The organism is Rhizobium subbaraonis, assembly GCF_900220975.1.
Taxonomy (GTDB): Bacteria; Pseudomonadota; Alphaproteobacteria; order Rhizobiales; family Rhizobiaceae; genus Mycoplana; species Mycoplana subbaraonis.
The window spans coordinates 34,597-58,500 of record NZ_OBQD01000018.1 but is presented as its reverse complement, the minus strand read 5'-3'; the positions used below and the strand labels follow the sequence as shown (position 1 = coordinate 58,500).

21 protein-coding genes are annotated in these 23,904 nt (G+C 63.6%); 12 read left to right on the top strand and 9 right to left on the bottom strand.

Features of this window, described 5'->3' with window-relative positions; translation table 11 throughout:
• Positions 1-7: 7 nt before the first annotated feature.
• Positions 8-484 carry a transcription elongation factor GreA gene (greA, locus tag CRO48_RS23785; protein WP_097142254.1) on the bottom strand — a complete coding sequence of 159 codons (477 nt, stop codon included), beginning with the start codon at positions 482-484 and terminating at the stop codon, positions 8-10.
• Between the two features lie 245 nt (positions 485-729).
• Here greA and CRO48_RS23780 point away from each other — a divergent pair, with 245 nt between their 5' ends.
• From CRO48_RS23780 to CRO48_RS23765, 4 genes are all read left to right on the top strand, one after another.
• A complete protein-coding gene (locus CRO48_RS23780; protein ID WP_097142253.1) occupies positions 730-1,962 on the top strand; it encodes a putative DNA modification/repair radical SAM protein in 1,233 nt (410 codons plus the stop codon).
• Entirely contained in the window at positions 1,962-3,428 is a 1,467-nt protein-coding gene (locus CRO48_RS23775; RefSeq protein ID WP_097142252.1) for a UdgX family uracil-DNA binding protein, read from the top strand. Before CRO48_RS23780 ends, CRO48_RS23775 begins: the two co-directional genes overlap by 1 nt.
• A 117-nt stretch (positions 3,429-3,545) precedes the next feature.
• Positions 3,546-3,791, top strand: a complete 246-nt coding sequence (locus tag CRO48_RS23770; protein ID WP_176526865.1) for a DUF982 domain-containing protein — start codon at positions 3,546-3,548, stop codon at positions 3,789-3,791.
• 213 nt (positions 3,792-4,004) lie between these two features.
• Positions 4,005-4,637: a CatB-related O-acetyltransferase gene (locus CRO48_RS23765; protein WP_097142250.1), complete on the top strand. Its 633-nt coding sequence runs from the start codon at positions 4,005-4,007 to the stop codon at positions 4,635-4,637.
• Positions 4,638-4,731: 94 nt separating this feature from the next.
• Here the strand turns inward: CRO48_RS23765 and CRO48_RS23760 are convergent, their stop codons facing one another.
• Positions 4,732-6,300, bottom strand: a complete 1,569-nt coding sequence (locus tag CRO48_RS23760; RefSeq protein ID WP_097142249.1) for an MFS transporter — start codon at positions 6,298-6,300, stop codon at positions 4,732-4,734.
• A gap of 306 nt (positions 6,301-6,606) precedes the next feature.
• Here CRO48_RS23760 and CRO48_RS23755 point away from each other — a divergent pair, with 306 nt between their 5' ends.
• The gene (locus CRO48_RS23755; protein WP_097142313.1) at positions 6,607-7,239 is read left to right on the top strand and encodes a CatB-related O-acetyltransferase; all 633 of its coding nucleotides are present in this window, start codon (positions 6,607-6,609) and stop codon (positions 7,237-7,239) included.
• 196 nt (positions 7,240-7,435) lie between these two features.
• On the opposite strand, the gene carB is transcribed toward CRO48_RS23755, so the two are convergent.
• From carB to CRO48_RS23730, 5 genes are all read right to left on the bottom strand, one after another.
• Entirely contained in the window at positions 7,436-10,921 is a 3,486-nt protein-coding gene (carB, locus tag CRO48_RS23750; RefSeq protein ID WP_097142248.1) for a carbamoyl-phosphate synthase large subunit, read from the bottom strand.
• Positions 10,922-11,170: 249 nt separating this feature from the next.
• Entirely contained in the window at positions 11,171-11,686 is a 516-nt protein-coding gene (locus CRO48_RS23745) for a DoxX family membrane protein (protein WP_097142247.1), read from the bottom strand.
• A complete protein-coding gene (locus CRO48_RS23740) occupies positions 11,676-12,491 on the bottom strand; it encodes an HvfC/BufC N-terminal domain-containing protein (protein WP_097142246.1) in 816 nt (271 codons plus the stop codon). Before CRO48_RS23740 ends, CRO48_RS23745 begins: the two co-directional genes overlap by 11 nt.
• Positions 12,478-13,395 (bottom strand): MNIO family bufferin maturase, encoded by a 918-nt coding sequence (gene bufB / locus CRO48_RS23735; protein WP_245423642.1) that lies wholly within the window; start codon positions 13,393-13,395, stop codon positions 12,478-12,480. The genes CRO48_RS23740 and bufB overlap by 14 nt, the downstream gene beginning before the upstream one ends.
• A 28-nt stretch (positions 13,396-13,423) precedes the next feature.
• Positions 13,424-13,747: a BufA1 family periplasmic bufferin-type metallophore gene (locus CRO48_RS23730; protein ID WP_097142244.1), complete on the bottom strand. Its 324-nt coding sequence runs from the start codon at positions 13,745-13,747 to the stop codon at positions 13,424-13,426.
• A 187-nt stretch (positions 13,748-13,934) separates the two neighbouring features.
• On the opposite strand from CRO48_RS23730, the gene CRO48_RS23725 reads away from it, so the two are divergent.
• The 4 genes from CRO48_RS23725 (at position 13,935) to CRO48_RS23710 (ending at position 18,136) form a co-directional block, all read left to right on the top strand.
• Positions 13,935-14,468, top strand: a complete 534-nt coding sequence (locus CRO48_RS23725) for a sigma-70 family RNA polymerase sigma factor (RefSeq protein WP_407071950.1) — start codon at positions 13,935-13,937, stop codon at positions 14,466-14,468.
• Positions 14,469-14,470: 2 nt separating this feature from the next.
• Entirely contained in the window at positions 14,471-15,109 is a 639-nt protein-coding gene (locus tag CRO48_RS23720; RefSeq protein ID WP_097142243.1) for an NrsF family protein, read from the top strand.
• 174 nt (positions 15,110-15,283) lie between these two features.
• Positions 15,284-16,213 carry a KPN_02809 family neutral zinc metallopeptidase gene (ypfJ, locus tag CRO48_RS23715; protein ID WP_097142242.1) on the top strand — a complete coding sequence of 310 codons (930 nt, stop codon included), beginning with the start codon at positions 15,284-15,286 and terminating at the stop codon, positions 16,211-16,213.
• A gap of 186 nt (positions 16,214-16,399) precedes the next feature.
• Complete coding sequence (locus CRO48_RS23710; RefSeq protein ID WP_097142241.1) at positions 16,400-18,136, top strand: methyl-accepting chemotaxis protein; 1,737 nt, start codon at positions 16,400-16,402, stop codon at positions 18,134-18,136.
• Positions 18,137-18,208: 72 nt separating this feature from the next.
• Here CRO48_RS23710 and CRO48_RS23705 read toward each other — a convergent pair whose 3' ends face one another.
• Positions 18,209-19,210, bottom strand: a complete 1,002-nt coding sequence (locus tag CRO48_RS23705) for an aldo/keto reductase (protein ID WP_097142240.1) — start codon at positions 19,208-19,210, stop codon at positions 18,209-18,211.
• Positions 19,211-19,310: 100 nt separating this feature from the next.
• Here CRO48_RS23705 and CRO48_RS23700 point away from each other — a divergent pair, with 100 nt between their 5' ends.
• Together CRO48_RS23700 and CRO48_RS23695 are read left to right on the top strand one after the other, a co-directional pair.
• A complete protein-coding gene (locus CRO48_RS23700) occupies positions 19,311-20,216 on the top strand; it encodes a LysR family transcriptional regulator (RefSeq protein ID WP_097142239.1) in 906 nt (301 codons plus the stop codon).
• 163 nt (positions 20,217-20,379) lie between these two features.
• Positions 20,380-21,765 carry an MATE family efflux transporter gene (locus CRO48_RS23695; RefSeq protein WP_097142238.1) on the top strand — a complete coding sequence of 462 codons (1,386 nt, stop codon included), beginning with the start codon at positions 20,380-20,382 and terminating at the stop codon, positions 21,763-21,765.
• A gap of 99 nt (positions 21,766-21,864) precedes the next feature.
• Here the strand turns inward: CRO48_RS23695 and carA are convergent, their stop codons facing one another.
• On the bottom strand, positions 21,865-23,073 hold the full coding sequence (carA, locus tag CRO48_RS23690; protein WP_097142311.1) for a glutamine-hydrolyzing carbamoyl-phosphate synthase small subunit: 1,209 nt from the start codon (positions 23,071-23,073) through the stop codon (positions 21,865-21,867).
• Between the two features lie 334 nt (positions 23,074-23,407).
• Between carA and CRO48_RS23685 the strand changes: the two genes are divergently transcribed.
• A complete protein-coding gene (locus CRO48_RS23685; RefSeq protein WP_097142237.1) occupies positions 23,408-23,857 on the top strand; it encodes a GatB/YqeY domain-containing protein in 450 nt (149 codons plus the stop codon).
• The last annotated feature ends 47 nt before the right edge of the window (positions 23,858-23,904 follow it).

Genomic DNA, 23,904 nt, shown 5'->3' with positions numbered 1-23,904 from the left:
GACGGCATCAGCCCCAGCTGATCGAGAGGATCTCGTAGGCCTTGGAGCCGCCGGGCGCGTTGACCTCGATCGATTCGCCGACTTCCTTGCCGATCAGCGCACGCGCGATCGGGGACGAGATCGAGATTCGGCCGGCCTTCACGTCGGCTTCCTGGTCGCCGACGATCTGGTAGACCTTCTCTTCCTCGGTGTCCTCGTCGACAAGCTTCACCTTGGCGCCGAACTTGACCGTGTCGCCGGACATCTTGGAGAGGTCGATCACCTCGGCGCGCGCCACCAGGTCCTCGAGCTCGGTGATCCGGCCCTCGTTGTGGCTCTGCGCTTCCTTGGCGGCATGGTATTCGGCATTCTCCGAAAGGTCGCCATGGGCGCGCGCTTCGGAAATTGCCTCGATGATTCGCGGGCGCTCCTCCTGCTGGCGCCAGCGCAGTTCTTCCTGCAGCTTGACGAAACCGCCCTGAGTCATCGGTACCTTTTCGACCATTTTCCTTTGTCCTTTCGCCGTGTCCGCCTTGTGGCAGACACAAAACAAAACAGGTCCCGAAGGAAAACTTCGGAACCATGTTCAGATCTAACTTCGGTGGTTATAGCAGATCGTCATGAGCGATTGCCAGACAATTCGCACCACGCAAGTTGTGTGCCGGATCTTCGGCGTCTCCTGCGGGAGAAAACGAGGGCGCAAACGACAAATCTTGACACAGCATTTCGGAACATATAGTGAACATTGGAATGAGAAAGACCCTTCGCGAACGTTTGGCCATTCTTTCCGATGCGGCGAAATACGATGCCTCTTGCGCTTCCAGCGGCACGGTCAGGCGCGATTCCGCCGCCAGCGGCGGGCTTGGCTCGACGGAGGGATCTGGCATCTGCCACGCCTATGCGCCCGACGGCCGCTGCATCTCGCTCTTGAAGATCCTGCTGACGAATTTCTGCATCTACGACTGCGCCTATTGCATCAACCGCTCGTCCAGCAATGTCGAGCGTGCCCGGTTCACGCCGGAGGAGGTGGTGTGGCTGACGCTGGAGTTCTACCGGCGCAACTACATCGAGGGGCTGTTTCTATCCTCCGGCATCATCCGCTCGTCCGATCACACGATGGAACAGATGGTGCGCATCGCCCGCGACCTGCGCGTGACGCACAATTTTCGCGGCTACATCCATCTGAAGACCATTCCAGAGGCTTCGCCGCAACTGATCGAGGAGGCGGGGCTGCATGCGGACAGGCTCTCGCTGAACATCGAGCTGCCGACGGACACAGGAATTGCCCGACTGGCGCCGGAGAAACGGCCGGAGGGCATCCGCCGGGCGATGGGCGATCTGCGGCTGAAGATCGAGGAAGCGGCCGAGCCGACATTGGTGACGAAGCGGCGCCGGCGCTTCGTGCCGGCCGGGCAGAGCACGCAGATGATCGTGGGCGCAGACGGAGCCAGCGACGCGACCATCCTTTCGGCCAGCGGCCGGCTGTACGCGAGCTATGGCCTGAAGCGCGTCTACTATTCCGCCTTCAGCCCGATCCCCGACAGTTCAAAGAGCCTGCCGCTGGTCAAGCCGCCCCTGATGCGCGAGCATCGGCTCTATCAGGCCGACTGGCTCTACCGCTTCTACGGCTTCGGCATAGGGGAGATCACGGCCAGTCGGCCGGACGGCATGCTCGACCTTGATCTGGACCCGAAGCTGGCCTGGGCGCTCGGCAACCGCGCCGAGTTCCCCGTCGACGTCAATCGTGCCGAGCGGGAAAGGCTGCTGCGCGTGCCCGGCCTCGGCACGAAGACGGTGAAATCCATTCTGTCCGTGCGCCGTCTGCGGCGGTTGCGGCTGGACGACCTCGCCCGGCTTGGCGTTTCCATCCGCAAGGTCCAGGCCTTCATCACCGCCGAGGGGTGGACGCCGCGGCGGCTCATCGAGCGGCCGGACCTCGAGGCCATGTTTGCGCCCAAGCCGCAGCAGCTGACGCTGCTCTGATGCGCAGGGTCGTGCTCGACGGCTGCGGTGATTTCGACGAATGGCGCGAGGCAGCGCGCGGACTTCTGGCAAGCGGCGTGGCGCCGGGACAGGTCGAATGGCGCGACCGGCAGGGGGAGAACGGTTTCGACTTCGACGGAGTGGACGGGGCGATAAGCCCACCCGGGCCTGCGGCCGGAGTTTTGCAGCCGACCGTTCCGAAAGGCTTCATCGAACTGGCGCAGGCTGTGATCTGCCATTCCGACCCGGCGCGCTACGCAGTGTTGTACCGGCTGTTGTGGCGGCTGCAGGCAGATCGGCGTCTGCTGGAGCTTGCCTCCGACGCGGAGGTCGCACGCGCACAGCTGATGGCCAAGAGCGTGCGCCGCGATGCGCACAAGATGATTGCCTTCGTGCGCTTCAAGGAGGTGCCAGGGGCATCGTCGCCCGGCGGGCGGCGCCGCTTTGCGGCATGGTTCGAGCCGGACCACCACATCGTCGCACGCGTGGCGCCGTTCTTCCAGCGCCGCTTTACCGACATGGACTGGCTGATTGCCACGCCGAAGGGGGCGGCGTCCTGGGACGGAGATCTGCTTCAGCTCGATGCCGTGCCCCGCGTCAAGCCCGACCTTGCCGACGATGCCGACGAGCTCTGGCGCACCTACTATGCCAGCATCTTCAATCCGGCGCGCCTGAAGGTGAAGGCGATGCAGGCGGAGATGCCGAAGAAATACTGGCGCAACCTGCCGGAGGCGGCCCTGATACCGGGCATGATCGCGAATGCCGAAGCCAGGATGCTGGAGATGGCACGGAAGGCTGCGACCGAGCCGCAGCCCTATCATCACCGTATCCGCGAGGCGGCCGCGCGGGCGCCCGGGCAGGCGGCTGCTCCAGCCGGAACACTCGCCGCGCTCAACGCTGAGGCGATGGCCTGTACGCGCTGCCCGCTGCATGCGCCCGCGACGCAAACCGTCTTTGGCGAAGGACCGCAGGACGCGGCGGTGATGATCGTCGGCGAACAGCCGGGCGACATGGAGGACCTTGCCGGCCGCCCCTTCGTCGGCCCAGCGGGCAAGGTGTTCGACGCGGCACTTGCGGCTGCGGGGATCGACCGGGCGGGCCTCTACCTCACCAATGCGGTGAAGCATTTCAAATACGAACTGCGCGGCAAGCGCCGCATCCATCAGCGCCCGAACACCGGCGAGGTGCAGCACTGCCGGTTCTGGCTGTCGCGCGAGATCGAGCTGGTACAGCCAAAGCTGGTGGTGGCGATGGGTGCGACGGCACTGTCCGCCCTGACGGAGACCCGACACAAGCTCGCCGACATCCGCGGCGAGCCGATCGCGATGAAGGGCGGGCGGATGCTGTTCGTCACCGTGCACCCGTCCTACCTGTTGCGCATTCCGGATGAGGGGAAGAGGGCGGAGGAGGTGGAGCGCTTCCATCGCGACATGGGAGAGGTCGGCAGGCTGGCTGCGGCGATATGACGACAGCCCCCTCGGTATTGTGCCGATCGCCCGGCCAGCAGCTGTTCCCGATACCCTCTCATCATGCGCGTCGATCGATGCTATGAGCTCGCCAGATCGTATCCTGGAGACCAATCCGTGAGCAATAACTGGAACAAGAGTGTGACCCTGGCGCTGGAAGCGCCGGGCAAGTTCACGACCATAACCAACATTCAGCAGGCCTCGTGGGCGCTCATAGAGGATTGGCCGCTTGAAGAGGGCGAGGCGCTCGACCGGGCCCTGCTGGTCATCGAGGCGGCGATGAAAGGCAAGAAGACGGCCGAGGAAGCCAGATTTGCGTTCATCGCCGCGGCGCATGAAGCCGGAATCGAGATCAGGGAGTAATATGAAGTCTCGATTATAGGAGAATTACCTGCGGCCGGCTGCCGGGGACGTCTGGCGGGTTGAACTCCTTGGGTATGCGACCTGAAAGCGTCAATCAACATTGCCATTCAAACTATTCATGAGAGCATTTTGGTTGTGCGATGTATTCCCTCTCCCGTGGGAACTAGGATCGGTCGACCAACTGCGCTGGCTATTTTTTGAACGGTATTCTTAATGCCTTTTCTTGACGCGAATGCAACTCACCCAATCACTCTTCCAGACGGAACCCTATATCGCGACACTGTCTACCTGAAGAACGTTGTCAGTCATCCGCGCATGGAGATCGGCGAATACAGCTATTTCACTCACTCTGGAAAACCAGAGGAGACTGCCGAAATACTCGCGCCCTATCTGGGTCATGGCGTTCGCGAGCGGCTGGTAATCGGAAAATTTGTCCAGATCGCTCGAGGAAGTTATTTCATCACAAGTTCAGCCAATCATCCGATGACGGGCTTCACAACCTATCCATTCCGCATCTTCAAACCCGAGACCTTCGGCTACAAAGACCTGCCAGTGAGAGATACGGTGGTCGGGCACGATGTATGGATCGGCCATAACGCAGCAATCATGCCGGGTGTGCAAATCGGCTCAGGCGCGATCGTCGCTGCTGCCTCGGTGGTTGCTCGCAACGTTCCACCTTATGCCGTTGTTGGTGGAAACCCGGCCACGATCATTCGCATGCGCTATCCCACCGAGATAATTAGCGAGCTTCTCCATATTGCCTGGTGGGATTGGCCCGTTGAAAAAATCGAGGCGAACTTGGCCTTCCTTGAAACCGGCGACCTTGCTGCTCTCAAGAGAGTTTGAGAACTGATCTAGCCAATCGGTTTCTCGCGAGATCGTCCCAATGGCAGCTTCGGGGCCAAGAACCGCCCCTCGCGGCATCGGCCCTCACCATCCGTCAATGCGCCGCGGCAATGGCCTTCTCGTCGATATGCGCGCGGGCGTAGATCTCGCGTGCAACCGCGGCGAGGGCGAGCAGGGTGGCGGAGGCCAGCAGGCAGCTCAAGGCAAAGCCGTTGGAGAAGGACTGGCGTGCTGCCTCCAGCCAGGCGGGCACGGCAGCTTGCCCGAGCACGTCGACGCCCAGCGTCCTTGCTGTCTCGACTGCACCGCCGATCGTTGTCTTCACCGCCGCCATCTGGACGGGATCGAGGCCTGCGACATCCACGCCGTCCATCAGCCAACGGTAGATCAGCGTGCCGAAGCTTCCGAGCAGGGCAACGCCGAGGGCGCCGCCGAATTCGGCGCTGGTCTCCGAGATCGCGGAGGCCGAGCCGGATCGCTCCGGCGGGGCGGTGCCGACGATCAGCCCCGTGGTCGTCAACACGACGGGCACGAAGCCGACGGCGATGATCATCGTCGAGCCGAGCACGCCGTAGATGTTCTCGAACCAGGCGGCGACCGCCATCGTAAGCGTCCCCACCGCATTGACGACCAGCCCCAGAAGGACGGTCCTGACCGGCCCGAAGCGATTGGTAAAGCGGTATGCCTGCAGCGACATCACCGTGAAGACGATCGACGACGGCACGGACCAGAGTGCGGCTTCCAGCGGGGAGAGACCGAGCACGAACTGCAGAAACAGGTTCTGGTAGAGAAAGACGCCGAAGACGAAGAACATGCCGGCGAGGTTGACCAGCAGCGAGGCGGTGAAGGCCGGGATGCGGAAGAGTTTCAGGTCGATCAGCGGATGGGACAGGGTCTGCTGGCGGCGGATGAACAGCCACCCGACAAAGATCCCGGCTGCGATCGGCAGCAGGTGCCGGAATTCGAAACCGTCGGCTGCCATATGCTTCAGCCCGTAGATTATCGGCAGAACGGTTGCGAGCGACAGCAGCACGCTCGCCAAGTCAAGGCGGGCGCCGTCGGGGCTCTTGTATTCCGGCAGAAGCCGCGGCGCGACGAGCAGCAGGACCAGCATCACGGGGATATTGATGAGAAACACCGCCCCCCAATGGAAATGCTGAAGCAGGAAGCCGCCCAGCAGCGGACCGATGAGGCCGCCCAGCGAAAACGCCGTTCCCCAGACGCCGATGGCGCGGTTGCGCTCGGCTTCGTTCTTGAAAAGGTTGACGATCAGCGACAGGGTCGAGGGCGCTATCGTGGCACCGGCGATGCCGAGCAGCGCGCGCGACACGATGAGCTGCTGCGCGGTGGAGGAGAAGGCCGCAAGTGCCGAGGCCACCCCGAAGGCGAAGGCGCCGATCAGGAGCACACGCCGGCGGCCGATCCGGTCTCCCAGTGTCCCCATGGTGACCAGGAAGCCCGCGACCATGAAGCCGTAGATGTCGTTGATCCAGAGCAGTTGCGATGCGGACGGATCGAGGTCGGCGACTATCGCAGGCGTGGCGAGGAACAGGATGGAGAGATCCATCGAATAGATCAGGCAGGCGATCGACAGCACGCCGAGGCCGACCCATTCCCGCCGGCCGGCGAGGCAGTGACCCGCGTCTTTCGGTGTCGACTCCATGCAGTTTCTCCGTGCCCCTGAAGGCGATCTTAGCCGCTGCCGGGATTTGGCAAGCGGCCGCATGGCAAAAGAAGCGTGCGAGGCGCGTCGCCCTTGCCGGACGGGGAGTTTTGGCTTTTGCCTGGCCTGGCCGCAAGAGCCAAAGTCATGCATTCGCATTTTGATACGGCAGCATCTTCCGCTTGCCGTAGCCATGCTCATTCAAAATATTCACGGACACATTTGAGCGACGCAATGGATGCGACCGCTCCAGACGAATAGCCTCGGGCGCATAATCTCGCTTGTATCATTTTGAAGGTGATCTTCATGCCTATCCTAAACGCTGAAGCAACCCATCCAATCACGCTCCCGGACGGCACGCTGTATGGCGATACGGTCTACCTGAAAAACGTTGTTGATCATCCGCGAATGGAAATCGGCGAATACAGCTATTACACGCACTCAGGAGAGCCCGATGACACCGCAAGAATACTCGCGCCCTATCTGGGGCATGGCGTCCGTGAGCGGCTGGTCATCGGAAAATTTGTGCAGATTGCCCGGGGAAGCTACTTCATCACAAGTTCAGCCAATCATCCGATGAAGGGCTTCACCACCTATCCGTTCCGGATCTTCAAGCAGGAGACCTTCGGCTACAAGGACCTGCCGGTGAAGGACACGGTGGTCGGCAATGACGTATGGATTGGTCATGACGCCGCGATCATGCCGGGGGTGCAAATCGGCTCGGGTGCGATCGTCGCCGCAAGATCGGTCGTTACCCGCGACGTCCCGCCCTACGCAGTTGTCGGAGGAAACCCTGCCGCCATCATTCGGATGCGCTATCCTGCCGAGATCATCGATGAGCTTCTCGACATTGCCTGGTGGGATTGGCCGCTGGACAAAATCGAAGCACACCTGGCATTCCTCGAAAACGGTGACCTTGAAGGCCTCAGGTCGGCCTGAGAGATGGCTTGCCGGCATCCTTGCGGCATCATCCGAAGGGCGACTCCGAGCCTGAAAGGCGGAGGAGCGGCCGCTTAAGGGTCTTGCCGGCAAACTAATCGGTGGCTGTCGAGAAAAAACGCTCGCGACCTTTCGGCCGCGAGCGGTTCGGCATCATTTAGGGGAAAGGCGCCGAAAGCGCCCGTCCATATCGCTGTCAGGCGAAGTAGCTCTGCAGCGGATGGACCTCGAGCTGGCCTTCCTTGAGCGCCTTGATCGCCTCGGCGGCAGCGGCAGCCCCCGCCATCGTCGTATAGTAGGGCACCTTCTGCATCAGCGCGGCGCGGCGCAGCGACTTTGAATCCGAGATCGCCTTGGTGCCGTCGGTTGTGTTGATGACGAGCTGGACCTGACGGTTGCGGATGGCATCCTCGATGTGCGGACGACCTTCCTGAACCTTGTTGATCTTGGTGGCCTCGATGCCGTGCTCGCCGAGGAAGCGGGCGGTGCCGGAGGTGGCCATGACCTTGAAACCGATCCCGACCAGGGTGCGGATCGCCGGCAGCACGCGGTCCTTGTCCTCGTCGCGGATGGAGACGAACACCGTGCCGTCGCGCGGCAGGTCGACATTGGCGCCGAGCTGCGACTTGGCAAAGGCCAGCGCGAAATTGGTGTCGAGGCCCATGACCTCGCCGGTGGAGCGCATTTCCGGTCCGAGCAGCGTGTCGACGCCGGGGAAGCGTGCGAACGGGAAGACGGCTTCCTTGACGGCAATGTGCTTCAAGTTGCGCGGATCGGGCTTTTCGCCATAGGCCGCGATCGCGACGTCCAGCTTCTCGCCGGCCATGACGCGGGCGGCGATCTTGGCGATCGGCGCGCCGATGGTCTTGGCGACGAAGGGCACGGTGCGCGAGGCGCGCGGGTTGACTTCGAGCACGTAGATCGTGCCGTCCTTGATGGCGTACTGAACGTTCATCAGGCCGCCGACGTTGAGCGCCTTCGCCAGCGCCCTGGTCTGGCGTTCCAGTTCGTCGACGATATCAGAGGAAAGCGTGCGGACCGGCAGCGAGCAGGCACTGTCGCCCGAATGGATGCCGGCTTCCTCGATGTGCTCCATGATACCGGAGACGAAGACGCTCTCGCCGTCGCAGAGCGCGTCGACGTCCACCTCGACCGCGTTGGTCAGGTAGCTGTCGAACAGAAGCGGGTTCTTGCCGAGCAGTGTGTTGATCTGGCCGGTCTTGTCGTTCGGGTAGCGCTGCTTGATGTCCTCCGGCACCAGCCCGGGGACGGTGTCGAGCAGGTAGGTCTGCAGCATCGATTCGGAATGGATGATCTGCATGGCGCGACCGCCGAGCACGTAGGACGGGCGCACGACCAGCGGAAAGCCGATCTCGGCGGCGACGAGGCGGGCCTGTTCGACCGAATAGGCGATGCCGTTGTTCGGCTGGGCGAGGTCCAGCTTCTGAAGCAGCTTCTGGAAGCGGTCGCGGTCCTCGGCGAGGTCGATCGCGTCGGGGGCGGTGCCGAGGATCGGGATGCCGTTCTTTTCCAGCGCTTCTGCGAGTTTCAGCGGCGTCTGGCCGCCGAACTGGACGATGACGCCGACGAGCGTGCCGTTCGTCTGCTCGGCTTTCAGGATCTCGATCACGTCCTCGGCCGTCAGCGGCTCGAAGTAGAGGCGGTCGGAGGTGTCGTAGTCGGTGGAAACCGTCTCCGGGTTGCAGTTGACCATGATCGCCTCATAGCCGGCGTCCTTCAGCGCGAAGGCTGCATGGCAGCAGCAGTAGTCGAACTCGATGCCCTGGCCGATGCGGTTCGGGCCGCCGCCGAGGATGACGACCTTCTTCTTGTCGGAGATGCCCGCTTCCGAACGGGTCTGTCCGGCAAAGGGCTGCTCGTAGGTCGAGTACATATAGGCGGTCGGCGAGGCGAATTCGGCCGCACAGGTGTCGATGCGCTTGAACACGGGCCGGACGTCGAGCGCGTTGCGCAGCTCGGCCACTTCCTTTGGCCGCTTGCCCGAGAGCGTCGCAAGCCGGGCGTCGGAAAAGCCCATCGCCTTCAGCATGCGCAGGTTCTGGGCATCTTCCGGCAGGCCGTGCTCGCGAATGCGGGCCTCCATGTCGACGATCGTCTTGAACTGGGCGATGAACCAGGGGTCGATCTTCGAGCCCTCATGCACCTCTTCCGGCGTGAAGCCCATGCGAAGCGCTTGGGCGACCATGCGCAGCCGGTCCGGCGTCGGCGTGGAGATCGCCGCGCGCACCGCATTCTTGCCGTCGCCGTTTTCGTAGCCGGGGATCTCGATCTCGTCGAGGCCGGTCAGGCCGGTCTCGAGACCCCGCAGCGCCTTCTGCAGCGATTCGGCGAAGGTGCGGCCGATCGCCATGACCTCGCCGACCGACTTCATCGCCGTCGTCAGCGTCGGCTCGGCGCCGGGGAATTTCTCGAAGGCGAAGCGCGGGATCTTGGTCACCACGTAGTCGATCGACGGCTCGAAAGAGGCCGGGGTCGCACCGCCGGTGATGTCGTTCTCCAACTCGTCCAGCGTGTAGCCGATCGCGAGCTTGGCGGCGATCTTGGCGATCGGGAAGCCGGTTGCCTTGGAAGCCAGCGCGGACGAGCGCGATACGCGCGGGTTCATCTCGATAACGACGAGGCGGCCGTTTTCGGGATTGACGGCGAACTGGACGTTCGAGCCACCGGTTTCCACCCCGATCTCGCGCAGCACCGCGATCGAGGCGTTGCGCATGATCTGGTATTCCTTGTCGGTCAAGGTCAGCGCCGGCGCCACGGTGATCGAGTCGCCGGTGTGCACGCCCATCGGGTCGATGTTCTCGATCGAGCAGATGATGATGCAGTTGTCCGCGGTGTCGCGGACCACTTCCATCTCGTATTCCTTCCAGCCGAGGACGCTTTCCTCGATCAGGACTTCGGTCGTCGGCGAGGCATCGAGGCCGGAATTGACGATCTCGAAGAACTCCGAGCGGTTGTAGGCGATGCCGCCGCCGGTGCCGCCCAGCGTGAAGGAGGGGCGGATGATGGCGGGAAGGCCGATCTCGTCGAGCGCCTGCGCGCCGACGGCCATGGCGTGGCTCATGTAGCGCTGCTTGCGGTCGGTCTCCCCGAGGTTCCACTGGTTTTCCAGCTCGTCCAGCGCCTTGTCGAGTGCGTCGCCGGAAAGCTCTGCCTTGAGCTTGGCGCGCTCGGCCTCGTGCTTCTTGCGGTCGGCGTCCTTGATCTCGGTGGCGTTGGCCAGCAGCGACTTCGGCGTCTCCAGTCCGATCTTGGCCATGGCCTCGCGGAACAGCGCGCGGTCCTCGGCCTTGTCGATCGCCTCCGGCTTGGCGCCGATCATCTCGACGTTGTAGCGCTCCAGCACGCCCATGCGCTTCAGCGAAAGCGCGGTGTTCAGCGCCGTCTGGCCGCCCATGGTCGGCAAAAGCGCGTCGGGGCGCTCCTTGGCGATGATCTTGGCGACGACTTCGGGCGTGATGGGCTCGATGTAGGTGGCGTCTGCCAGGCCCGGGTCGGTCATGATCGTCGCCGGGTTGGAGTTGACCAGGATGACCCGGTAACCTTCTTCCTTCAGCGCCTTGCAGGCTTGCGTGCCGGAATAGTCGAATTCGCAGGCCTGGCCGATGACGATCGGCCCCGCGCCGATAATGAGGATCGATTTGATGTCTTGGCGCTTGGGCATGGCTCTATCCGTTTTCTTGCCTGCGCGAAAAACCGGCCAGGGTGGGAGGTTCACCGGCCGGGGCGCTGAAGGCATGGTCTTAAAAGGCTAGAAGCGGCTTATAGGCAAATGCCGGGCCAAGCGAAACCCCGAAAATGGCTGATTAAACAGAAATCCTGAGAGACAACGGCGCGCCGGCGTCACACCGCCGCACCGCTTTTGCTCCCCGGCCCGGCGCTCGTCGCTTTCCGGGTGTGAAACCGGCGCGATTCAAGGCGAATGCCGACATGCGAGACGGTCGATCCCGGCGAACTGGTCGATCGACCAGCGGCCGGGCCCCCACGCCATGATTGCGAGCGCCATCGCAGCCCATGTCACATGGACCGGCCATCCATCCGGCACGGTCAGCTGTATGACGAGGGTCATGGCCAACAGTGCGAGTGCCGCCGCGCGGGAGGCAAGGCCAAGAACCAGCAGAACCGGTAGGACGATTTCCGCCATGCCGGATGCGAAGGCGACGGTCGCGGGAAACGGGTAGGGGTACGGCCCCCCTGGCAGGTGCAAGCGGAACTCGGTCGAAAAAAGCAGGATCGCCACGTCATTCAGTTGCAGGAAGCCGTCCCATTTGTTGATGCCGGAGCGCCAGAAGGGCACCGCCAGCGCGAGCCGGAGGGCGAACTGTGCCAGTGACGGCGGGGCGAGATGGGCGATGCCCGCATAGGCCCGTCCAAAGGTTCCCGAGAGGCCCGCGGGTGATGATTGCGTCGGCGTCGGTTCATGTTTCATCGTGTGCTCCGTAGGCTGAGAAGCCGCGGAAGGCGCCGGCCTCGATGAAGCCGGCGATCGCGGCTGACAGGTCAAAACTCGGAAAGGCGGCCAGTGTGTCGTCGGCCGCGCGCCCGAGCGGAACGCCGTCCATCAGGCTTGCGATCATCTTCGCCGCGTCGGGCGAAACCTTGCGAACCTCGACGCCGAGGTGCGGACGGGTCAGAAGCGTCCATTCCGGTTCCTTGGTCTCAATCCGCCCGACCGGTGCGTCCCCGCGGTTGGCTGAAAAGATGCTGAATGCCGGATAATCCGAGGCGAGAAGGCGGGTTGCCGGATGCGCGACAAAACGGCTCGTCGCCAGCGCCTCCGGCGCGGCGCAGGCCAGCGATTCCGGGGCAAGAACGGCCTCGTCGGCGGCGTGATAAGCATCCAGCCAGGCGCGCTCTATCCGCGCGACATCGGCAAGCCATGGCATGGATCGGGCGTGCGGGTACTGCTCGATGAAGGCCGGGAAGTCGCGGCCGTACTCGAAGAGCAACGGGGAGGTCGGCGGCGTTGCGCGGATGTGAAAGCGGGCCATCGCCCGGAAGAATTCCGGCCCGGTGATCCGCAGGGTTGCCGGAAAGACGGCCGCCAGCGCCTCGATCAGGCTGACGGTGACGTTGTTGCGATAGATGCCGAACCGCCGCGCCGCCGCACTGCCGGCCGGGGCGGTGACGCCCGGCGGGGCAGGCCTTTCGGGATCGAGCAGGCGCCCGGCAAAATCCGCGGCATAGGGTGCAGCCTCGCTGTCCACGGAGATCTTCAGGTTAGACGGCCGCACGGCGTATCCTCCGGTCGGAAGAGACAGTGCGGTCCAGGATCGCCTGCGCGGCGGCGGCCTCCTGCGTCAGCGTTGGCCAGTCCGGTATGGCGCTGTCCCATTCGACGAGTGTGGCGATCGGTCCGGTCCTGGCCAAAACCGTTTCGTACAGCGCCCAGACCGCATCGCAGACCGGGCCGTCGTGGCTGTCGATCAGCAGGGGCTCGCCGTTCTCGTCGCTCTGGACCGCGTGCCCGGCGAGATGGATCTCCCGGACGAATTCGAGCGGGTAGTCTGCGAGGTAGCCGAGCGCCGACGTCCCGAGGTTGGTGGCCGAGACGAAGACATTGTTGACGTCGAGCAGCAGGCCGCAGCCGGTCCGTCTCGCCAGCTCCCGGATGAATGCGGTCTCGGTCATCGTCGATTCGGTGAAGGTCAGATAGCTGGAAGGGTTTTCCAGCAGGATCTGCCGGCCGATCGTCTCCTGCACCTCGTCGATGTGATCGGCCACGTGCTGCATCGTGGCTGCGTTGTAGGGCAGCGGCAGCAGGTCGTTGAAATAGGTGGTTTCGTGCGTGGACCAGGCGAGGTGCTCGGAAACGAGCGCCGGTTCGTAGCGTTCGATCAGCGTCTTGAAGCGCGCGAGGTGCTGCTTGTCCAGGGGCTGCGGGCCGCCGATCGACATGCATACGCCATGGATGGAGACGGGATAATCCTGGCGGATGCGGGTCAGGGCGCGATGCGGTGGGCCGCCTTCTCCCATGTAGTTTTCCGCATGGACCTCGAAGAAACCACGCCGGACGCCCTCCTCAAGGATTGCGGGCAGATGCTCGTGCTTGAAGCTCGTTCCCGCCATGCCGCCGATACAGTGGCGGGGAAAGCGAAGGGCGCGATGCCCGGCCGCAATGACGTTCGGTCTCATCATCATTCCCTCCGCTTTCAATGCGCTTGGATCAGGCCGGAATGTCGCGGTCGAGCGGCTCCATCGAGCCCTTGCGGCCATCAGGCAGTTGCATTGTCGCGCAGGTTCCGCCGTCCACGAACTTCCAGGCATTGCCCTGATAATCGACGGTCGAGGTGCCCTGGCAGGTCGTGCCGGGGCCAGCGGCGCAATCGTTCTGCCCCTTCATCGCGACGCCGAAGCACTTCTCCTTGCCGCCATCCATAGCGGCCTTGACGTCGGCTTCCGTCAGGGGGCCGGCGAGTGCCAGGGAGGAAAGTGCCGATGCGACGGCGCCTGCCAGAACCGCGGCGCTTACTGCTGAACGTGTTGTCATGTCTCAGTCTCCAGAGCGTTTTGCTTCGATGCGCCACATGACGCACATCGGCTTTTTCGTTCGGGGCCGGCTTGCGTTACACTGCCGGTGAACACGACTTCGTGATTGCCGGGGACGGCCAAGGGCAAATATCGTGCGCGACCTGTAACGAAACGAACCTCCCGGACGAACAGACAGGAGAAGCAGCTTGGAGAAAGGGGAGGAGCGCATTCTGGAGCAGATGCTGATCGCGGCGATCGAGGGCGATGAGCGCGCCTATGTCGCGTTTCTCGATGCGGTGGCGAAGCTGTTGCGGACGTGGCTCAGGCGGAAAGTCAGGCATGGAACCCTCGACGTGGAAGATGTCGTTCAGGAAACTTTGCTTGCCATTCACCTGAAACGGCACACCTGGCGTAGTGGCGAACCGGTCAGACCCTGGATCTTCGCCATAGCCAACCACAAGCTGATCGATGCCATTCGCCGCCACGGCCGTCTGCCGCTCGCCGACAGTCCGGCCCTGGAGGAGATCGAGGCCATGCAGGTCGAGGTACCGCAGGGCTGGGAGATCGACCGGGCGCTGGAGGTGTTGACGCCCGGTCAGCGATCGGTGGTGACGGCGGTCTCGATCGAGGGGAGTTCGATCCAGGAGACGGCGCGGGACCTTGGGATGAAGGAGACGGCTGTGCGGGTCGCGCTGCACCGTGGGCTGGCGGCGATCGCCAAGCGGTTCGGAAGGACATGAGAATGGAGACGAACGAACTCATCAAGGCGCTTGCCGCCGATACGCGGCGTCCAGGCTTGCCGTTGGGGCGTGCCTGGATAGCAGCGGTCGCAGCCGCGGTGCTCGTGGCCGCGGGCGTGTTTTTCGTGCTGCTCGGGCCGCGCCCTGATGCCCAGGAGGCGCTTTCCACAGTGCGCTTCGTGTTTAAATTCGTCTTCACGATCGCGCTGGCCGTTGCCGCTTACAGGCTCGCCGTCGCGGTCTCGCGGCCGGGCGGAGACTTGCGGGCGGCGCTTTCCGGCATGCTGGTGGCGCCCTTTCTGCTAGCCTTCTCCGTGCTGCTGGAGTTGGTCGCAGTGCCGTCGACCAACTGGACTGCCCGGCTGGTCGGGACCAACAGCACCGTGTGCCTGACCTTTGTTCCCCTCATCGGGGGCATTCCCCTTGTCGTGTTGCTCCTCGCCATGCGGCACGGCGCGCCTGTCAACGCGACTGCGGCAGGCGCGGTGACGGGGCTTCTGGCGGGCGGGATCGCCGCAACCTTCTATGCCGCCCATTGCCCTGACGATTCCCCGCTCTTCGTTGCCGTCTGGTACCCGCTTGCCATTGCCATTCTGGCAAGTCTCGGCGCGTTGCTTGGACGGTTATGCCTGCGATGGTGAGAGCGGCGAAGGCTGACGACCATTCTCGAGATTGCGGCGGTGATGAACCGTGGTACGGACATCGCCGATGACGTCGTTCAATCCGATTGCAACGCGGCTTCTCCGCTCTATAACTAAGCCAAAGGAACGAAACCGCCGATCAGCAGTTTTGCTCGCGCAACCGAGGGAACGGTCATGGAGTGGAAGGGACGCCGTCAGTCCAGCAACGTCGAGGATCAGCGCGGTGCGGGCGGGCCGGGCGGCTTCGGCCGTGGCGGCGGCTTCCGTATTCCGATGGGCGGCGGGCCGCGCCGGGCCGGCGGCGGCCTGAGCATCGGCACGATCATCTTCCTCGTCGTGATCTATTTCGTCCTCAAGATGATGGGGATCGACCTGCTGCAGGTGCTGGGTCAGGGCGGCGGCCAGGCGAACCTGCCGGGCTTCGAACAGACCGAAAGCGCCACGCGCTCCAACTCGCCGGCCCAGGAGGAGACCAAGCAGTTCATGGCGACGGTCCTTGCCGAGACCGAGGACGTCTGGAACGGCATCTTCCAAGCCAGCGGCGAAAACTATCAGGAGCCGAAGCTCGTGCTGTTTTCCGGCAGCATCCAGTCCGCCTGCGGCTTCGCTTCGGCGGCTTCCGGACCGTTCTACTGCCCCGGCGACCGCAAGGTCTATCTGGACATGAGCTTCTTCGACGAACTGGCCAACCGCTTCGATGCGGCCGGTGATTTCGCCCAGGCCTACGTCGTCGCCCACGAGGTCGGCCATCACGTCCAGAACCTGACCGGCGTCCTGCCGCAGTTCAACCGCGCCCGGCAGAGCATGAGCGAAGCCGAGGCCAACCAGATGTCGATCCGCGTCGAGCTGCAGGCCGATTGCTATGCCGGCATCTGGGGCAAGTATACCGAGCAGAAGGGGCTGCTGGAGACCGGCGATCTGCAGGAGGCGCTGAACGCCGCCGTGCAGATCGGCGACGACACTATCCAGAAACGCATGCAGGGCTATGTCGTGCCGGAAAGCTTCAACCACGGCACGGCCGAACAGCGCATGCGCTGGTTCAAGCGCGGCTTCGACAGCGGCCGCGTCCAGGACTGCGACACTTTCCGCGTCGCCAATCCCTGATTGCGGTGAGCGTGGGGGCCAGCCGTACCGCCCCCGCCAATGCCGCTCAACCCGACATAGGGGATTGAAGGATATACTTAATCGCTAATTAACGGTGTCCCACTAGTTTGTCTGCAGCGCGCGGCCATGCCTCTTCCTCGAAGGTGCCCCGACCGAGACGCTCGTTATCGTGGGAGTCCAAAGAAAATGTCTCGCTTTCCGAATTTCGGCCTGGATGCCTTAGCCGTGCTTGAGGCCCTGAGCCGGTCGCAGGCCATCATCGAGTTCGATCTGGCGGGCAACATCCTGACGGCGAATGACAATTTCTGTAGGGCATTGGGCTATCAGCGGTCCGAGATCGTCGGCCGTCACCACAGCATGTTCGTGCTTGCGGACGAAGCCGCTTCGCCTGAATACAGGGCGTTCTGGGCAAAGCTGGCGCGCGGCGAATATGACCAGTGCCAGTACCAGCGCCGGGCGAAGAACGGCCAGGAGATCTGGATCGAGGCTTCGTACAATCCCGTCTTCCGCCGCGGCAAGCCCTACAAGGTGGTCAAGATCGCCACGGACATAACCGCGATCAAGCGCAAGAGCGTCGAGGACGAAGGCAAGCTGGAAGCGCTTTCGCGGGCGCAAGCCATGATCGAATTCAGTCCCGATGGAAGGATTCTTCGGGCCAACGAGAACTTCCTGGCAGCGCTCGGCTACGACGCGGAGGAAATCGTCGGTCAGCATCACTCGATGTTCTGCGAGGAGGGATATGCACTTTCGCGGGAATATCGCGAATTCTGGGAAGAGCTTCGGGCGGGGCGGTTTTCCACCGGGCAGTTCATGAGGCTCGCAAAGGGCGGTAGGCGCGTCTTCATCCAGGCATCCTACAATCCGATCATCGACGAGAAGGGAAGGGTGTGCAAAGTCGTCAAGTTCGCGCTCGACGTGACAGAACGGATGCATGCGGTAGAAGAGCTCGGCGCGGCGCTGGAACGGCTTTCTCAATGCAATATCCGCATCACGCTGGACCAGCCGTTCGTCGGCGAATTCGAAAGGCTGCGAAGGGATTTCAACAAGTCGATCGGCGAGTTTCAAAAGACGCTGGTCAACGTGCTGGGCCAGACAGGAGACCTCAGCAGAAGCAGCCGGGAAGTCCGCGAGGCCTCCGAGCTTCTGGCTGAGCGCTCCCGCGAGCAGGCAGCGGCCCTCGAGGAGACTTCCGTGGCTCTCGGCGAGATCACCCGGACTGTCCACTCGTCGACAGAGAACACGAAGGAGACGCGCCAGCTCGTCCAGAGGGCGCGGGCATCGACAGCCGCATCGACGGAGGTCGTCCAGCAGACGGTCGATGCCATGCAGCGCATCGAGACTGCCTCGCGCGAGATCAGCCAGATCATCGGCGTCATCGACGAGATCGCATTCCAGACGAATCTCCTGGCGCTCAACGCAGGTGTGGAGGCGGCACGTGCAGGCGATGCGGGCAAGGGATTTGCCGTTGTCGCTCAGGAAGTGCGCGAGCTTGCCCAACGCTCCGCAAACGCTGCAAAGGAAATCAAGACGCTGATCAACAACTCGGGTGCGGGCGTTCTGGAAGGCGTGAGACTGGTCGGCAAGACCGGCGAGGCACTGAAGCAAATCGACGTGCTGGTGAAGGATATCGACGGCAATGTCGACAACATCGCCAAGGCTGCCGACGAACAGACGACAGGTCTCAACGACATCAGCAAGGCCGTCAACCGGCTCGACCAGATGACGCAGCAGAACGCTGCCATGAGCGCCCGGACGACGGCCATCAGCAGCACGCTGGCGCAGGGCGCCGACGCCCTTGCGCAACTGGTCAGCTTGTTCAAGCTGAACCGCCGCGCCGTCCAGCGCGAAGACGGATCGTCCGTGAAGTCGGACTACGCCGCCGGCGGGCGGGGCGGTCAAGAAACGGGACGCGCCGCGGCTTGACGAAAGGATGCGTCGGCCTTGCGGCGACCCCCGCCCCGGGGATCACCGTTTCGCTTGGATAGTCGGTTTGCTTCAGCGGTTCTTCTCGCTGTCCATGTGCGCCAGTTGCGCCTCGGGATAGCGGGCGCCGGCGGCCGAGCCTTTCGGAACGGCTTCTTCGATCGCGACGAGGTCGTCTTTCGACAGCGTGAGCGCTAGTGCGCCGAGGGCTTCCTCGAGGCGGTCCCTCCGCCTTGCGCCGACGAGGGGGACAATGTCCTGGCCCTGCGCTGCCACCCAGGCGATCGCGACCTGGGCCACCGTTGCGGAGGTGTTGCCAGCGATCGAACGCAGCGCCTCGACGAGTTCCAGGTTGCGCTCGACGTTGCCTTCCTGGAAGCGCGGGCTGAACGTCCGGAAATCGCTCTTCGCGGTGGCGGTGTCCTTCTGCCAGTGACCGCTGATCAGGCCGCGGGAGAGCACGCCATAGGCCGTGATGCCTATGCCGAGCGCGCGGCAGGTGGGCAGGATCTCGTCCTCGATGCCGCGCGAGATCAGCGAATACTCCATCTGCAGGTCCGAGATCGGATGCACTGCGGCGGCGCGGCGGATCGTCTCGGCGCCAACTTCGGACAGGCCGATGTGGCGCACGTAGCCCTGCTTCACGAGGTCGGCAATGGTGCCGATCGTGTCCTCGATCGGTACGTTCGGGTCGAGGCGGGAAGGGCGGTAGATGTCGATATGATCGACGCCGAGCCGTTGCAGCGAATAAGCGACGAAGTTGCGGATCGCGGCCGGGCGGGAATCGTAGCCGTTCCAGTTGCCCGCCGGGTCGCGCAGGGCGCCGAACTTGACGCTGATGATCGCCCGATCGCGGGCGCGGCCCTTCAGCGCCTCGCCTATGAGCATCTCGTTGTGGCCCATTCCATAGAAATCGCCGGTATCCAGAAGCGTGATCCCTGCATCGAGGGCCGCATGGATCGTGGCGATGCTTTCGGCGCGATCGGCCGGCCCGTACATGCCGGACATGCCCATGCAGCCCAGTCCGAGAGCGGATACTTCGGGTCCTGTCTTGCCGAGACGATAGGTCTTCATGGTGTTTCTCCTTTGCTTCGTCGTCGCTATCGGTTCTACTGCGGATGGCTTTGTGCGATAATCCGGTCTTTGCTAAACAGCTTGTACGGAATTTTGCACAATGGACGATCTGCCGCTGGGTGAACTCGATGCCTTCGTGGCCGTCGCGCGGGAACGCAGCTTTCGTGCTGCCGCGCGCCGGCGCGGCGTTTCCCCGTCGGCGCTGAGCGCAGCGCTGCGGCGCCTGGAAGAGCGGCTCGGGTTGCGCCTTCTCAACCGGACGACCCGCAGCGTTACGCCGACCGATGCCGGCTTGCGGCTGATGGAGCGCCTTGCTCCCGCGCTCGGCGAGATTTCGACCGCACTCGACCAACTGGAAAGCTCGCGCGACAGCCCCGCCGGCACCGTTCGCCTGAACGTGCCGACGATCGTCGCCCGCGCCGTGTTGCCGGGCATCGCCACGCGCTTTCTCAAGGCCTATCCGAAAATCACGCTCGAAATCGTGGCGGAAGACAGCTTCATCGACGTTCTTGCGGCCGGCTACGACGCCGGCATCCGCTATGACGAGCGGCTGGAGCGCGACATGATCGCGATTGCGATCGGCCCGCGCCGCCAGCGCTACGTCACGGCCGCTTCGCCGGTCTATCTCGAGGGGAGCGGCATCCCGTCGCACCCGGAGGAACTGCTTGCGCACGAATGTATCCGCCACTGCTTCACCAGCGGCCACGCGCTGCCGTGGGAGTTCGAGCGCGAAGGCCAGTCGGTGACGATCAGCCCGTCCGGGCCGCTCGTCGCCAACGCGCTCGACATGGAGCTTGCGGCTGCCATCGCCGGCCTCGGCATCGTGCACACGTTCGAGGAGGCGCTGGCTCCCGCGCTGGGTTCCGGTGCGCTTGTTCGGATACTGGAAGACTGGTCGCCGGAATTTTCCGGGCCGTTCCTCTATTATGCCGGACGCCGGCACATGCCGGCACCGCTCAGGGCTTTCGTCGATTTCATCAAGAGCGAGCGGCGCGGTACCGAGTGAAGTCTTGAGCCGTATTGCGTCGCTTTCCGACGATCTCGGCGCGAAATCTCGGCAAAATCGTCTCGTTTGGCGCCAAATTCGCAATTTTGTTGGATGCATCAATTCTATTCGATTGATTGCAGCTGCGCGTTGTGGTCCGAAGCAGCCGAAAGGCGGACGTTCGATGCACATGACCGTAAGACGCGAAGAAAACAGCTGGGGTTCACATTTCCGGGCGACGCTGGCGCTCGGCATTCCGCTGATCGGGGCGCAGCTCGCCCAACTCGGCATCCATACGACGGATGTGGTCATTCTCGGCCGGCTGGGGGCGACCCATCTGGCGGCGATCGTACTCGCCGGCCAGTTCTTCTTCACCTTCTTCATTTTTGGCTCCGGCTTCGCCACCGCCGTCATTCCGATGGTCGCGCAGGCCTACGGGCGCGGCGACGTCGTCTCCGTCCGCCGCTCCGTGCGCATGGGGATGTGGGTGGTGCTGCTCTATTCGATCATCACCTTCCCGCTCTTTTCCTATGCCGGGGACATCCTTCTCTTTGCCGACCAGAAGCCGGAGGTGGCCGCACTTGCGCACGAGTACCTGGCGATCGCCCACTGGGGCATGCCGCCGGCGCTTCTGTTCATGACACTGCGCGGCCTTGTCAGTGCGCATGGCAAAGCGGGCATCATCATGACGATCACGCTCGTCATCCTGGTCGTCAACGCCATCTTCGCCTATGCGCTGGTGCTTGGTCACTTCGGCCTGCCGGCCCTCGGCATGAAGGGGGCGGCCTATGTCTCAGCTGGGGTGAACCTCCTGTCCTTCATCTTGATGGTCGCCTATGTGCAGAGCCGGCCGGAACTGCGCCGATACGAGCTGTTCGTGCGTTTCTGGCGCCCGGACTGGCAGGCCTTCGTCGAGGTGCTGCATCTGGGGCTGCCGATCAGCCTCACCGTCATCGCGGAAGTGAGCCTCTTCACGGTGGCCTCCCTGCTGATGGGGGCCATCGGAACGATCGAGCTCGCCGCCCACGGGATCGCCCTGCAGCTTGCGTCCATCGCCTTCATGTTTCCCTACGGGCTGGCGCAGGCCGCGACCGTGCGGGTGGGCGTGGCGCACGGGCGCAACGATCATTTAGGCGTGGTGCGTGCCTCGATTGCGGTCCTCGTCGTCGCCACGGCCATTGCCATCACCGGCACCGCGCTTTTTGCGATCGCGCCCGTGCAGCTTGCCGGCATCTTCCTCGACCGTCATTCCAGCGAGGCTGCGGCCGTGCTGGCCTATGCCGGGCCGCTCGTCATCATCGCTGGCATCTTCCAGCTGGTCGACGGACTGCAGGCGATTGCGGCGGGCCTCCTGCGTGGCCTGAAGGATACGCGCGTGCCGATGGTGCTGGCGATGATCGCCTACTGGCCGATCGGGTTTGGATGCGCCTTACTTTTTGCCTTCCCGCTCGGGTTCGGCGGGATCGGCGTGTGGTTCGGCTTCCTCGGCGGCCTTGCGGCCGCGGCCGTGATGCTGTGCTGGCGCTACTACGTGCTGCTGCGGCGGGAAGGGCAGTCCGCGGCGTCGTGAGCCAGGCCGCAGCGTTAGCTTTCGAGGTGGAGGAGCAGACGGAAAAGGCCCGGAACGCGATCTGCGTCCAGGCCTTTGTAGTTCCTTTCCGCTGCAGGCTTATGCCCGCTCGGGGATCGCCTCTTCGCCCTTCTTCTCGCGCACCAGGTTGATGAAGCGGCGGAAGAGGTAGTGGCTGTCCTGCGGGCCGGGTGAGGCCTCGGGGTGATGCTGGACCGAGAAGACCGGCCTGCCGACAAGACGCAGGCCGCAGTTGGAGCCGTCGAACAACGAGACGTGCGTTTCCTCGACGCCTTCGGGCAGGCTTTCGGAGGAGACGGCGAAGCCGTGGTTCATCGACACGATCTCCACCTTGCCGGTGGTGTGGTCCTTGACCGGATGGTTGGCGCCATGGTGGCCCTGGTGCATCTTTTCGGTCCTGGCGCCGACGGCGAGGCCAAGCATCTGGTGGCCGAGGCAGATGCCGAACAGCGGGATGCCGGTCTTGATCAGGTCCTGGATAACCGGGACCGCGTACTCGCCGGTTGCCGCCGGATCGCCGGGGCCGTTCGACAGGAAGATGCCGTCCGGCTGCTGGGCCAGCACTTCTTCGGTGCTGGAGGTCGCCGGCATCACGGTGACCTTGCAGCCGAGGCCTGCGAAGAGGCGAAGGATGTTGCGCTTCACGCCGAAGTCCAGCGCAACGATATGGTACTTCGCCTCGCTCTCGGCGAGTTCCTCGAACCCTTCGTTCCAGACCCACGGTTCCTGGCTCCAGCGCGAGGACTGACCGGACGAGGCGACCTTGGCGAGGTCGAGGCCTTCGAGCCCGCTCCAGGCCTTTGCTTCGGCTTTCAGCGTCTCGATGTCGAAGACGCCGGCAGGGTCATGGGCGATGACGGCATTCGGTGCGCCGTGTTCGCGGATCCAGGCGGTGAGCGCGCGGGTGTCGATGCCGCACAGTCCGATGATGCCGCGCGCCTTCAGCCACTGGTCCAGGTGCTTGGCGGCGCGGTAGTTCGACGGGTCGGTGATATCGGCCTTGAAGATCACGCCGACAGCACCGTGGCGGGCGGCGGGGGTCAGGTCTTCGATGTCTTCGTCGTTGGTGCCGACATTGCCGATGTGGGGGAAGGTGAAAGTGACGATCTGGCCGAGGTAGGAGGGGTCGGTGAGGATTTCCTCGTAGCCGGTCAGCGCCGTGTTGAAGCAGACCTCGGCCTGAACCTTTCCGGTTGCACCGATGCCCTTGCCTTCGATCACGGTGCCATCGGCGAGAACGAGCAGCGCAGTCGGCTTTTCGGTGGTCCAGGGGGCAGTCGAGGTCATGGTCATCCCTTTTCCGGCGCGCCTTGCCGTTCGCCTTGAAAGGCGATGGGTCAGCCGCCATTTAATGTCGCAAACGTGGGCGCGCGGAGGTTCCGCGGCAAGCCACCACATGCAAATTTCGTGCAGGTGCCGGAAAATAGACAAAGCACATGGCCGGGTCAACCGGAACGCTGTGGATTGGCCGGATTTATAGTCCGGCAAAATCAAGGTGTTAAGCAATCGATTTGATTGCGACGGCCGTACCGGTCTATGAGAGCGCACGAAGAAACGCAAAACATGGACGTAATCCGATCCGCCCCGGCCGGCGGCGATTGGGTCCGTCGGAGTAAGGACAATGCGCGAGCAACTCGCAGAATGCCTCAAGGATTCGCTGAAGAAAAAGGATACGCGCCGTACCTCGACGGTGCGGTTGATCCAGGCCGCGATCAAGGATCGCGACATCGCCAACCGTGGAGCCGGCAAGGATCCCGTCGATGACGACGGTATCCGCCAGATCCTGGCGAAGATGATCAAGCAGCGCGAGGAATCGGCGCGGATCTACGAAGAGAACGGACGTCCCGAGCTTGCCGCGCACGAGCGCGAGGAAATCACAGTGATCAACGGCTTCCTGCCGGCGCAGCTGTCGGAGGACAAGGTCAGGTCGCTTTGTGCCGACGTCGTGCGTGACACCGGCGCGCAGGGGGTGCGCGACATGGGCAAGTGCATGAACGCCCTGAAGGAGCGCTATCCCGGACAGATGGATTTCGCCAAGGCGTCCGGCGTCGTGAAGGATCTGCTGAAGTAGGCGCTGTCTGTATTGTGACAGAGGAATCGGACGCCGCGAGCCTGCTC

What these genes read in the sequence shown, in the direction of transcription:
- CRO48_RS23775 (WP_097142252.1), top strand. Translation starts at nt 1,962, where the DNA reads ATGCGCAGGGTCGTGCTCGACGGCTGCGGTGATTTCGACGAATGGCGC.
- CRO48_RS23700 (WP_097142239.1), top strand. Translation starts at nt 19,311, where the DNA reads ATGGACGATCTGCCGCTGGGTGAACTCGATGCCTTCGTGGCCGTCGCG.
- CRO48_RS23780 (WP_097142253.1), top strand. Translation starts at nt 730, where the DNA reads ATGAGAAAGACCCTTCGCGAACGTTTGGCCATTCTTTCCGATGCGGCG.
- greA (WP_097142254.1), bottom strand. Translation starts at nt 484, where the DNA reads ATGGTCGAAAAGGTACCGATGACTCAGGGCGGTTTCGTCAAGCTGCAG.
- CRO48_RS23745 (WP_097142247.1), bottom strand. Translation starts at nt 11,686, where the DNA reads ATGAAACATGAACCGACGCCGACGCAATCATCACCCGCGGGCCTCTCG.
- CRO48_RS23710 (WP_097142241.1), top strand. Translation starts at nt 16,400, where the DNA reads ATGTCTCGCTTTCCGAATTTCGGCCTGGATGCCTTAGCCGTGCTTGAG.
- ypfJ (WP_097142242.1), top strand. Translation starts at nt 15,284, where the DNA reads ATGGAGTGGAAGGGACGCCGTCAGTCCAGCAACGTCGAGGATCAGCGC.
- bufB (WP_245423642.1), bottom strand. Translation starts at nt 13,395, where the DNA reads ATGATGAGACCGAACGTCATTGCGGCCGGGCATCGCGCCCTTCGCTTT.
- CRO48_RS23760 (WP_097142249.1), bottom strand. Translation starts at nt 6,300, where the DNA reads ATGGAGTCGACACCGAAAGACGCGGGTCACTGCCTCGCCGGCCGGCGG.
- CRO48_RS23695 (WP_097142238.1), top strand. Translation starts at nt 20,380, where the DNA reads ATGCACATGACCGTAAGACGCGAAGAAAACAGCTGGGGTTCACATTTC.
- CRO48_RS23765 (WP_097142250.1), top strand. Translation starts at nt 4,005, where the DNA reads ATGCCTTTTCTTGACGCGAATGCAACTCACCCAATCACTCTTCCAGAC.
- CRO48_RS23705 (WP_097142240.1), bottom strand. Translation starts at nt 19,210, where the DNA reads ATGAAGACCTATCGTCTCGGCAAGACAGGACCCGAAGTATCCGCTCTC.
- CRO48_RS23755 (WP_097142313.1), top strand. Translation starts at nt 6,607, where the DNA reads ATGCCTATCCTAAACGCTGAAGCAACCCATCCAATCACGCTCCCGGAC.
- CRO48_RS23720 (WP_097142243.1), top strand. Translation starts at nt 14,471, where the DNA reads ATGGAGACGAACGAACTCATCAAGGCGCTTGCCGCCGATACGCGGCGT.
- carA (WP_097142311.1), bottom strand. Translation starts at nt 23,073, where the DNA reads ATGACCTCGACTGCCCCCTGGACCACCGAAAAGCCGACTGCGCTGCTC.
- CRO48_RS23730 (WP_097142244.1), bottom strand. Translation starts at nt 13,747, where the DNA reads ATGACAACACGTTCAGCAGTAAGCGCCGCGGTTCTGGCAGGCGCCGTC.
- carB (WP_097142248.1), bottom strand. Translation starts at nt 10,921, where the DNA reads ATGCCCAAGCGCCAAGACATCAAATCGATCCTCATTATCGGCGCGGGG.
- CRO48_RS23685 (WP_097142237.1), top strand. Translation starts at nt 23,408, where the DNA reads ATGCGCGAGCAACTCGCAGAATGCCTCAAGGATTCGCTGAAGAAAAAG.